The sequence below is a fragment of the Clostridium frigoris genome, assembly GCF_018861865.1.
Classification (GTDB): domain Bacteria; phylum Bacillota; class Clostridia; order Clostridiales; family Clostridiaceae; genus Clostridium_AD; species Clostridium_AD frigoris.
On the sequence record NZ_JAHLDV010000077.1, the window covers coordinates 1 to 10,787 of the forward strand.

The following is a 10,787-nucleotide window of genomic DNA, read 5'->3' on the forward strand; positions in this document are numbered from 1 at the left end:
AATTAGCAGATTAACTAATAAACTGAATATGATTAAGCGTGGTATAGGTTATCAAAAACAAAAACTTGCTAGACTTAATACAAGTGCAGTAAAATCATGTTTTGGTACTAAGAAACTATTCAAAGCTCAGCATACATTATATAATGAGCATTTTGAATGGAAAGAAGACTTCTATAAAGCTAGACATAAAACTATAGAACTTCAAAGACTTAACACAGTTACACAAGGAAATGCTTGTGTTAAATGCAACTACGAAACGAATTTACTAAAGATTCAACTGCCTGAGACTATTTAAAGATGAGAATAAAATTAATTATTCTAAGGCAAATGGAGTTGTAAGCTATGATATAAACTACGACCATATTGCATGGAGTGAAACTGATTGTATCGGGAACCTATTAGACTTTGGCACTATACGTTTTAATATAGCAAATAAAACTTCAGGGCAAATTTCAAAAATTTTAGAAAAGGGTGCCTTAGAGCTTGTTCAAATAGCCAGGGATAAAAATAAACCACTTGCTGGTGAGAATATTAAAAACATCAGTAAATCCAAACTAACTTATGGGAATACTAAACGAAATATGAAAATCAGTATGTTTGCTCATAAAAAAATCATTGAAGCAATCAGTTCCAGGGCTTTTAAAGAAAATTTAGCCGTATTTTATGTAAACCCAGCATATACTAGCCAAATGGGTAAAATAAATTATATGAAAGCTAAAGGAATATCTATTCATGTATCCGCTGCATACTGTATAGCTCGTAGATCTCTTGGGTATAAAGAGAAAATACCTTTGATATATAGAACATTTACAAAAAATTGGAGGGTACTGTCCAAAGAATTAAAGACACTTAAAATACAGTATTTTTATAAAATTTCAAGCACCTTCGGATACTTGAATCTAAAAGCTTTTGTAAAAGATACTATAGTAAGCAATTATGTTATCTTTAAAGAAAAACCTATTGTAAAGTTTAGTTTTAATTAAATCATTTAGATAAATTACTTCAATAAAAAAAATTGCTTTATAGCTTATAGTTACCCTAAAATCTAAGGTTGCTACGCAGTGAAGGCACTTACGTGATAGGGGTGCATTAATTATGAGCTACTCATGAAATAATTATACTTGTAGCTTATTATAAAAATTAGCTTGTTTAGAATACTAAACAAGCTCTATGTTACAAGGATATTGTTTCTTACGGTTCTTAGTTCAATGAGAACTGGACCGCTTTTGCGGTTTACAATCGCCCACTTCTACAAGTGGTGCGTATGTTGAATATCTTATATCCCAAACCATAGTATTCTACAGAACCACCATCTTTGTACATTACAATTGGAATTGCAAATACAGGAGATTTATTGGTTTTTGCTAAATAGAAATCAGTAATAAAAAAAGTTATCACAATAATTAATACACTCCCTATGATAATATTTCTTTTTTTCATAATATAATAACACTTCCCCACCTCATAGTAATTTCTATTTAATATTATCACTTAATGGGGTAGTAATACCAAAACACGGATTTTATACATTAAGACATATATTTTGAAAGTAACACAATACCAATTGAGTTACTTTCACTTTGAGGCTAAATGCATTCGTTAATCATTGTAAATATACTCTGTCTTTTAAATTACCACATTTCCAAACATCAAGATGATCTTTTATAAATTCTTCTATTGTTCTGGGTTTTCTCTTCAAAAGTAATTCAGCAGTATTCGTAACATGGTTTGCCATGCCTAATTTCGTTGTAAAATATAATATCATCATTACCGTTGTAAACTCCCTTTTGATACCTCTATCAATCATATTTTTTCTGAATTTAAGCATGGGTGGATTTGAATATGTGATTTTTCTTTCAAGTAATCTTGTCATAGTATCTGCAACTTCAAAATAAGTAATAGCCTCCGAACCCGTAATAGTATAAGCCTTATTTTCATGCCCTTCCTCTGTAATTGTTCTTCCTATAATTTCACCAATATCTCTTGTATCTATAAAGCTAATTCTAGCTTTTCCTGAAGGGATAAAGAGATCATCACGTTCTTTGATATCCTCTGAATGTGTTGTTGATAAATTTTGCATAAAAAAGCTAGGGCGAATAAATGTGTAAGGTATTTCAGATTCTACAATAGCCTTTTCAATTTTGTGATGGGGTGGAAACGGATTCATTTCTGCACCTAATAAAGATAGAAATACAATTTGCTTTACACCAGCTTCTTTGCATTTTTTAATAAATGGTTTAAATATTCCTCTAACATCTGTCAATTGTGGGGGTCTTACTAAAAATATTTTTTTAACACCATGTAAAGCTGTTTCATATGTTAATGCATCTTCAAAATCAAAATGTACATATTGTATAGAATCATCTTTCTGCTTACTCTTTTCTATGTTTCTTACGCCTGCTATGAAGTCTATATTTATACTTTTCAAATAGTTAACTACTGCACTTCCTACATTCCCTGTTATTCCTGTTAATAATATCGTATTATCCATCATTCTTCAGTCCCTTCAATTAATTTGAAAATCATTCTTGTAAATTGTTTAGTTTCTTCTTCTGAATAAATAGAAAATATATTAATTGTTAATTCATCACTTATTATTTTAATTTTTTCAACTAACTTATTAGATTCTTTATGTATTTCTAAATAAGAAGATCTTTTATCCTCTGGATTGTCAATTTTAAGAACTATGCCTTTTTTCTCTAATTTATTTATAATTCCTGAAATAGTCGGTCTATCCGATCCCAGTTTCTTAGCTATTTCCGCTGCCGTTATTGGCTGATCCGATGAATATATTTGAATTATAACTGAAAACTGTGCCGCAGTTATGCCAAATTCTTTCAATGCTTTATCTAATTTGTTTTTAAGGTGCCTTGATGCTTTGATTATTAAGTAAGATAAGTTTTGCATATGATGCCTCCAATATAGTTAGTGTACTAACTATATTGATATTATACTAACTTATTTTTTATTTGTCAATTCTATAATCAATCTAAATCATTAATAGTTTTTGTCGGTGTAGGAACTAGATGTGGGTTTAATATTAGGTGATATTAATATTGTGAAAGTAACATAATGGTAATGAACTGCTCCCTGTCAAGTAGACAGTCGAAATAATAAAAATTACTCAGACGGCTAACGCCCTAAATTCCAGAGGACTAAGGCTGTTTAACTTTTTCTGTAATCTTTTAGTATTGTAGAAAATAATGTATTTATCAATTGCATTAGAGAGCTCCTCATATGAACTATATTTGTGTAAGTAGTACTCTTCACACTTAATAATACCCCAAAAGCCTTCCAATAGGACCGTTGTCGATACATTTTCCAACTCGTGACATGCTTTGTGTCATTCCTGCAGCATCCAGTTTTTCCTTAAATTCATTGGAGGTATATTGGTAACCTCGATCACTATGAATCATTGGGCTTACGCCAGGAGAGGCATTTAGGACTATATCTAAATTCTTAAATACAAGGCGGTTATTGTTAGAATGTCCAAATACATACCCTACAATAGAGTTGTCGTATAAATCCAATATGGCACTTAGATACGCTTTACTAGAATTACCATACTTGAATTCAGTAACATCTGTAAGCCACTTTTGATTTAATTTATCAGCAGTGAATTTTCGATTCAAAATGTTCTGTGTAACTTGTTGTGGACTAGATTTGACGTAACGTTTCTTTTTTCTACGGATAACAGCTTGTAACCCTGAGAGCCTCATAAGTCTATAAATACGTTTATAGTTATAATTTTTCTTTAGCTTACTATTCAAGTTCATGGTTATTCTTCTATAACCGTAAATCCCATTTACTTTATTATAAATAATTATAATTTCTTTCATCACTATCTCATTTTCTACTTTCAATTTCTTCATTGAGAGTTTCGCTTTATCTTCAAGAGTTAATTCATCTTCAGGTTTTTTTCTTCCTCTCCTATCCTTCAATGCATTTTCACTACCGGCTTCATATTTCTTAACCCACTGGTATACTTTCTCGTAGGATACGTTATAGTTATCAGCAGTTTGCTTATAGTCGTTATTTTGAGCAATACAGTAATGTACAATTTCAATTCTTTCTTTCAAAGAAGTAACTCTTCCATTTGTCATAGACTGGCTCATTCCCTTCGGTGTTGCCTTTATTTCTCTATGACCATTATACTTGTTTGTCCATCTTTGAAGTACCGATATGTTCGATATTTTATATTTAATTACAACTTCTCTCTGTGAAAGTTTTCCTGATAAGTAGTCCCTTACAGCCAGCTCCTTTATCTCCTTTGAATATCTTTTAAATGATTCCGATTCTTTTAATCTATCTATTCCATATTTGCTATAGTTGTATCTCCAATTATATAAAGTTACTCTATTGATCTTATACTTTCTAGCAATCTCCTTCATTGTTCCAATTCCATTATCATATTCATTTAAAATTTCATACTTTTCTTCTGCTGTATATTTACTTCTTTTATTCATAAAAATGCTCCCCTTTCTAGTAACAGATTTTTATTATTTAATCTGTCTACCTTATGGGGAGCATATCACGTGTTGACTTGTTACATTGAATGTATCATAAATGATGTCCTAAATATCAAATGCTCGTAGCCGTTCCGCCTTAATTACTCTCTTCATATTGATTAATTAATTTATAGAATGTAGTTTTCTTTAATTTCAATATTTTCATAACATCAACCGCTTTTATAGTGTTTTCCTTGTACATATTATAATACTTATCCCATAACTTCGGTACTTCAATAGACTTACGTCCCTTATATTTCCCTTCTATCACTGCAATTAATATGCCTTTTTGTTCCTTTGAACTAACTCTAATTAAAGTATGTTTGCATGTAATCATTTCTTTATACTTATTATATTAAACCGTTCGTCTAAAGTCCATATATTATATGAACGGTTTATGTGTATATTTACCACCATATAATGCCACTTTGAAGGCTATCGTTCACGTTCATCTGCGGTATACTCCAACCGAATTACTTAACACCTGTAACAATTATTTAATTTAAATAATCCCCAGTCAAGGTATAATCAATAATCAAAAAAAATAACAAGTACCCCAAACCATTGAGGTACTTGCATTTGTTTTCTAATTTAAACAGTTTATATTATTCGCCCTTTTTATACTCTTCAATTTCAAAATTACATTCTTTAAGAGGAACGATTTTTGTATTGTATTTAATTTTATATACATAAAAGAGTAAAATAAATATAGGAATAAGTGCATAATTTGTTATGAAATCAAACCAGCTGAAGGTTGCAGCTTGGAAAACCCATATATTAGCACCGAATATAACCGCTGTACATAAAATCATTGCAAGTATAGGCCCTAACGGAAACCATAATGCTTTGTATTTTAAATCCTCTAATTTTCTACCTTGTGCAATATATGCTTTTCTAAATCTATAATGACAAACAGCTATACCAAGCCATGCAAAGAATGTTGTAAGACCTGATGCATTGTAAAGAATCATGTAGATCTTGCCATCTCCAACTAGGGTTGAAAAAAATGCAGAGGAAGCAACGAGTGTTGTAAGATACACAGCATTAAGTGGAACTCCACGTTTATTTACCTTACCTAAGAATGCAGGTGCTTTTCCTTCTTTAGCCATGGCATAGAGCATACGCGATCCTGCATATATCCCAGAATTACCACAAGAAAGAACTGAGGTTAATATAACTGCATTCATAAGGGAAGCTGCAATTGCAATACCAGATCTTTGGAATATAATAGTAAATGGACTGAATGCTATATTTTCCGCACCAACCTTTAATAGGTTTGGATCTGTAAATGGAATAAGGAATCCAATAACGGTAATTGCACCAATATAGAATATAAGGATTCTCCAGAATACTGTGTTGATTGCTTTTGGCACTTCTTTTTCAGGGTTTTCAGCCTCACCAGCCGCCAGACCAATTACCTCTGTACCTGCGAAAGAAAATCCTGCTGCAAAGAATCCAATCATGATAGCAGACATTCCACCTACGAATGGTCCACGATGACCATGACCATCATTTAAAACCCAATTTTCAAGGCCTGGTGATTTTCCACCCATAATACCAAATATCATAAGAACACCAATAACAAGAAATATAATGATTGCACAAATTTTGATACTTGCAAACCAAAATTCGCTTTCTCCAAATGTTTTTGCGGATAGTATGTTTAATAAAAGTAAAATAACAAGGAAGCATAAGCTCCAAATAGTAGTTCTAGTCGTTGGAAACCAAAACTTAATAATAAGTCCCGCAGCAACTAATTCAGCTGCAACAGTTATAGCCCAATTAAACCAATAATTCCAACCTAATGCAAAACCTAAAGCTGGGTCAACAAATCTTGACGCATAGGTTTCAAATGAGCCTGTGATTGGTAGCTTTGTTGCCATTTCCCCTAGTGAAGTCATTAAAAAGTAAACAACAATACCCATAATACCAAATGATACAATTGCACCGCCTGGCCCTGAAGAACTAATTGCATTTCCGCTTGCAAAGAATAAACCGGTTCCAATTGCACCACCTAGTGCAATCATGCCTATATGCCTTGGTTTTAGAGATCGTTTTAACTCACTTCCACTTTCATTCGACACTTCATTTGTACTCATAAAAATCTCCTTTATTTATCATTACGTATTTGCTAAATATTTTTAATTTGATTTGATTTTAATATAGTCTCACTTGAAATTTCATTGATTACAAAATTATGTTTAAAACAACATCTATGGTATTCATTTTACTTTAAATATTTAACAGCCAATCCCTCAATATGTATAGTAACTAGCATCCTACCCCTATAAATAATCCTCTAAAGTCATAGCATTAATAGTTTATAATTCGACTTTACTTATCAAAAAACTCGCAATAAAATTATACTATATTTCTCCTATATAATCTACTGGAAATTATAGTAATGCAGTTTCAGCCCTATCTATTTCTTTTGGTTTATATTTTCGATATTTATAAATATATTCAGTAATAATTCTAATAATGTTTAGGATACAAGCAGATTTAATGGAAGGTAGATTCATTAGCATAAGGAGTATAGGTCAATATAGAAATAAATAAGATTTGCTTCAAAGGGGCTGTCTTAAATTAAGCTATAAATAACTTATATTTTAAAACAGCCCCTAACATTTATTTATATGATTCTTGTACAGATGCTTTTAAAATTTCATATGCCTTATCACAATCCTCCTTGGTCGCAATAAGTGGTGGCGTCATACGAATTATGGTAGTTCCAATTAATGTAACTAACAATTTTCTATTAATACAACCATGTTTTATATCCTTACCCACAGGTGAATCAAATTCAACACCTATAAGCAATCCTTTACCACGAACAACTTTTACATGTGGAAGCGTCCTTAATTTATCCATGAAATAATTACCTACTTTTTTAGCATTTTCTGCTAAATGTTTGTCCAGCAGTTCGTTAATTTGAGCAAGTGAAGCTGCACAGCATACAGCATTACCACCAAAAGTTGTACCATGCGATCCCATAGTGAAAGCCTTAGCCACTTCAACAGTCGCACAAATAGCTGCAATTGGCATCCCACCGCCCATTGCTTTTGCCATAGAAACAATATCTGGTTTTACATTATAATTCATATACGCCATAACATTGCCTGTTCTACACCATCCAGTTTGAACTTCATCTAATAGAAGCAAAATACCTTTTTTATCACAAAGGGCTCTAATACCCTTCATAAATTCTTCAGTAGCTGGAATAACTCCACCTTCGCCTTGAATTGGTTCAATCATAATTGCAATAGTATCTTTCGTTACTAATTCCTTAAAGGATTCAAGATCATTAAAATCAGCATAAGAAAATCCAGCCAACATAGGCTTGAATCCAATTTGACATGCATTATCAGGTTGCCCTGTAGCAGTTAATGAACCATATGTTCTTCCATGAAAGCTATTTTTTGCTGTTATAATATGATATTTGTTTTCACCATATTTATCTACACCATATTTTCTGGCCATTTTAATCATGGCTTCGTTAGCTTCTGTTCCTGTATTTTGATAGAATATTTTATCCATACCAATAGTTTCACAGATTTTTTGTACTAAAAGTGCTTGAGGAATAGTATATGGATAGTTAAATGTATGCATTACATATTCAACTTGTTCTTTTACAGCGGCAACAACCTTTTCGTTGCAGTTTCCTGCACTGTTTACCGCAATACCGCCATAGAAATCTAAATACCCTTCTCCCTTATCATCGTAAAGATACATACCTTTTGCACGTTCACAAACGAAATCAAAACGTTCGGATGTATCAATCATATATTTTTTTACTAATGCCTTTACATCCTCTGCAGTTAACCCTTTTTCTTTTAAATTCATAATGATCTCCTTTTATTGATAAATTTTCAAATAAATATTTATAACCCTCTGCCACAAAAATGGTACAAAGATTTACCTACCATATTACAAATGATATTTAATAAACTTTTAACACGACACAATTATAATCAATGTGTTAATTGATATTATTCTGCTTTAAGACTATTATTTTGTATTATTAACTCCTTATTAGTTATTTCTTCTTCAACGTTATTATTTTTAGTGAATATATTTCTAAGAGCAAACCCTAACACTATCCATCCAAAAACTGCATATGGAAAAATATTATATGGAAATTTAGGAATTGGATATATACTCGCCTTTAAAACAAATAGCAATGAAATTATTGATAATATTGGTATAATACAATGAAAGAATCCCCAAATTTTCTTTTTAGTAAAGTAAACTATAGAACCTACACTTGTAAGTATATAAGAAACTAATATTGCTAAAGAACCAATCGTCCCATAATATCCAAACACCTCTATACCACTTTTTTTAAATAAAGGTAATATTAAAGCTACCATTATTCCTATTACAAGTATAAGCGCAACATATGGAGTATTGTATTTTGAATGTACTTTTGATAAACATTTGGGCATTAATCCTTCCCTACTCATTGTAAACAAAAGTCTTGCCCCAGAAGTAGCCGTTCCTAAAATACCAGAGAAGAAAGAAAGTGATGCTGCTAATATTAAAACTGTTCCAAAACTTTTTGACATATATTTTCCTGCTAAATCTGAAAGTGGTGAACTAGATGAAGTTAATGCTTTAAGACTTGATGCGTCTAATCCAAAACCTATGACTTGTGCATAGCTTGATAATAAATAGAATAATCCTGTTACAAATACTGCACTAATTATCGCTATTGGAATAAACTTTTTAGGATTCTTTGTTTCTTCTCCAAGACTTGAAGCACTCTCAAAACCTATGAAAGATAAGAATCCGAATACGGAAGTACCTGCTATTGCCGACATACTAACACCATTAGTTTTAAAAGGCATTAAACTAAAACCTTTTGTGCTTCCAACTTTATATAATATAACTACAGTAAGTATTAATATTAAAAAGATTGATATACCTTCAAATGCAAGCATTATTCTATTACATATTTTTGTATCAATAGTTCCAAGTAAAATAATGGGTATAATAAATACTAGTGCAATTAACATCCAATTAATATTTAACCCAAATATAGCTAAGAAATTACCAAAAAAATTACCAAAACCAGCCATAACACCTGCACCAACACTAATATATGTTAATAAAAGAGCCCATCCTGATGTGAAACCCATATTTTTGCCTAAAGAAACTTTTGTAAATGTATATAATGACCCTGCTGAAGCAATGTGCTTATTAAATTCAATAATTGAATAAGCTACAAGCCCTACCACAATAGTTGAAAATAAAAATACGAGTGGTGATGAAAACTTAGAGGTTTCAGCCATTATAGCAATGTTTAATGCCATTGCTGCTGTTGGTGCTATAACTGCCACTGATAAAGCAATTGTTTCAATAATACTTAAGTTATCCTTTTTTAAACCTGATATTGACATTATTCTTCCTCCTAACATATTATTTTTGAATTAGATTTTACTGAAAATATCATTAACTATTTAATATCAATGATAATTAGTAATTAAAATCATCTTTATTTGCTATTGTGTTTCTTATAACCCATTTTGACTTTTGCTTTTAAATGATACTTATTTCTAAGATTATTCTCTTCTAATTCAATTATCATTAAAAATATCAAAATCTAAGAACATTAGGAAATGAAGTAAAAAGCTCTAGAAACTATTTACTAGTCCTCTCTGTAATTTAAGATTTATTATATTACTACTTTATGCCAAATGCAAGTTTTGTTTTAAATAACATCAATTGTACATATATTCAGTTAATTGATGTTAGTTGTATTTTATGTATCATTTTTAGAGAGGTGCTATTTTTATTCACATATCCTTATATTAAAACTATCTCTACATTTATTTATGTAGTAAGTTCATCTTCGCCTCACAAAGACCCCCAGGGGACATGAACAATATCAACTTAAAGTTTGTTTATTATTTAATGAGGTAATTGAAGCTATTGTATATAAGTTTAATACCCTAATTTCATAGCTTTAATTTATATAGTTTTAAAAATAGATTCAATGTATTATTTTAAATAGTATTTTGAATACGGTTTCTTGAATAATTTCAAGCTATATTAGCAATGTTAACATATTGTTAATTAAATGTTCATAATATGAAACAATATATGTAAATTTATACCATATGCACTTTTATTTAACTGGGTTATTATAATATTATAAATAAAAGTTAATAGACCAGCTAGTTAAAGTCAAGTGTAAATCTGCGAAAGTAGTCGCCAATTTCATTACACAACAAAAAGACCATTTCAGAACACGAACGATGGTAAATTTAGTAATTATTT

10 protein-coding genes and 1 pseudogene are annotated in these 10,787 nt (G+C 30.7%); 2 read left to right on the top strand and 9 right to left on the bottom strand.

The genetic code is table 11. The features are described 5' to 3' along the window. Both KPL37_RS17955 and KPL37_RS17960 read left to right on the top strand, forming a co-directional pair. A pseudogene (locus KPL37_RS17955) lies at positions 1-295 on the top strand (hypothetical protein); the annotation flags it as partial. Positions 296-581: 286 nt separating this feature from the next. Next, complete coding sequence (locus KPL37_RS17960) at positions 582-983, top strand: hypothetical protein (protein WP_216151460.1); 402 nt, start codon at positions 582-584, stop codon at positions 981-983. 250 nt (positions 984-1,233) lie between these two features. Here KPL37_RS17960 and KPL37_RS17965 read toward each other — a convergent pair whose 3' ends face one another. The 9 genes from KPL37_RS17965 to KPL37_RS18005 all read right to left on the bottom strand — a co-directional run bounded on the left by KPL37_RS17965 (position 1,234) and on the right by KPL37_RS18005 (position 9,907). Continuing rightward, positions 1,234-1,398, bottom strand: a complete 165-nt coding sequence (locus tag KPL37_RS17965) for a hypothetical protein (RefSeq protein ID WP_246578365.1) — start codon at positions 1,396-1,398, stop codon at positions 1,234-1,236. A 205-nt stretch (positions 1,399-1,603) separates the two neighbouring features. Next, positions 1,604-2,494, bottom strand: coding sequence for an SDR family oxidoreductase (locus KPL37_RS17970; RefSeq protein WP_216151461.1), 891 nt, complete (start codon positions 2,492-2,494; stop codon positions 1,604-1,606). After that, entirely contained in the window at positions 2,491-2,907 is a 417-nt protein-coding gene (locus KPL37_RS17975; protein WP_216151462.1) for a MarR family winged helix-turn-helix transcriptional regulator, read from the bottom strand. Before KPL37_RS17975 ends, KPL37_RS17970 begins: the two co-directional genes overlap by 4 nt. A 217-nt stretch (positions 2,908-3,124) precedes the next feature. After that, the gene (locus KPL37_RS20445) at positions 3,125-3,325 is read right to left on the bottom strand and encodes an IS3 family transposase (protein WP_425514050.1); all 201 of its coding nucleotides are present in this window, start codon (positions 3,323-3,325) and stop codon (positions 3,125-3,127) included. Further along, a complete protein-coding gene (locus KPL37_RS17985) occupies positions 3,273-4,466 on the bottom strand; it encodes an IS3 family transposase (RefSeq protein WP_216151464.1) in 1,194 nt (397 codons plus the stop codon). Before KPL37_RS17985 ends, KPL37_RS20445 begins: the two co-directional genes overlap by 53 nt. Before the next feature lie 139 nt (positions 4,467-4,605). Continuing rightward, entirely contained in the window at positions 4,606-4,845 is a 240-nt protein-coding gene (locus tag KPL37_RS17990; protein WP_216151465.1) for a hypothetical protein, read from the bottom strand. 268 nt (positions 4,846-5,113) lie between these two features. Continuing rightward, positions 5,114-6,607, bottom strand: a complete 1,494-nt coding sequence (locus KPL37_RS17995) for an amino acid permease (protein ID WP_216151466.1) — start codon at positions 6,605-6,607, stop codon at positions 5,114-5,116. Positions 6,608-7,136: 529 nt separating this feature from the next. Further along, positions 7,137-8,351 carry an aspartate aminotransferase family protein gene (locus tag KPL37_RS18000; RefSeq protein WP_216151467.1) on the bottom strand — a complete coding sequence of 405 codons (1,215 nt, stop codon included), beginning with the start codon at positions 8,349-8,351 and terminating at the stop codon, positions 7,137-7,139. Between the two features lie 146 nt (positions 8,352-8,497). Next, positions 8,498-9,907: an APC family permease gene (locus KPL37_RS18005; protein ID WP_216151468.1), complete on the bottom strand. Its 1,410-nt coding sequence runs from the start codon at positions 9,905-9,907 to the stop codon at positions 8,498-8,500. Between the last annotated feature and the right edge of the window lie 880 nt (positions 9,908-10,787).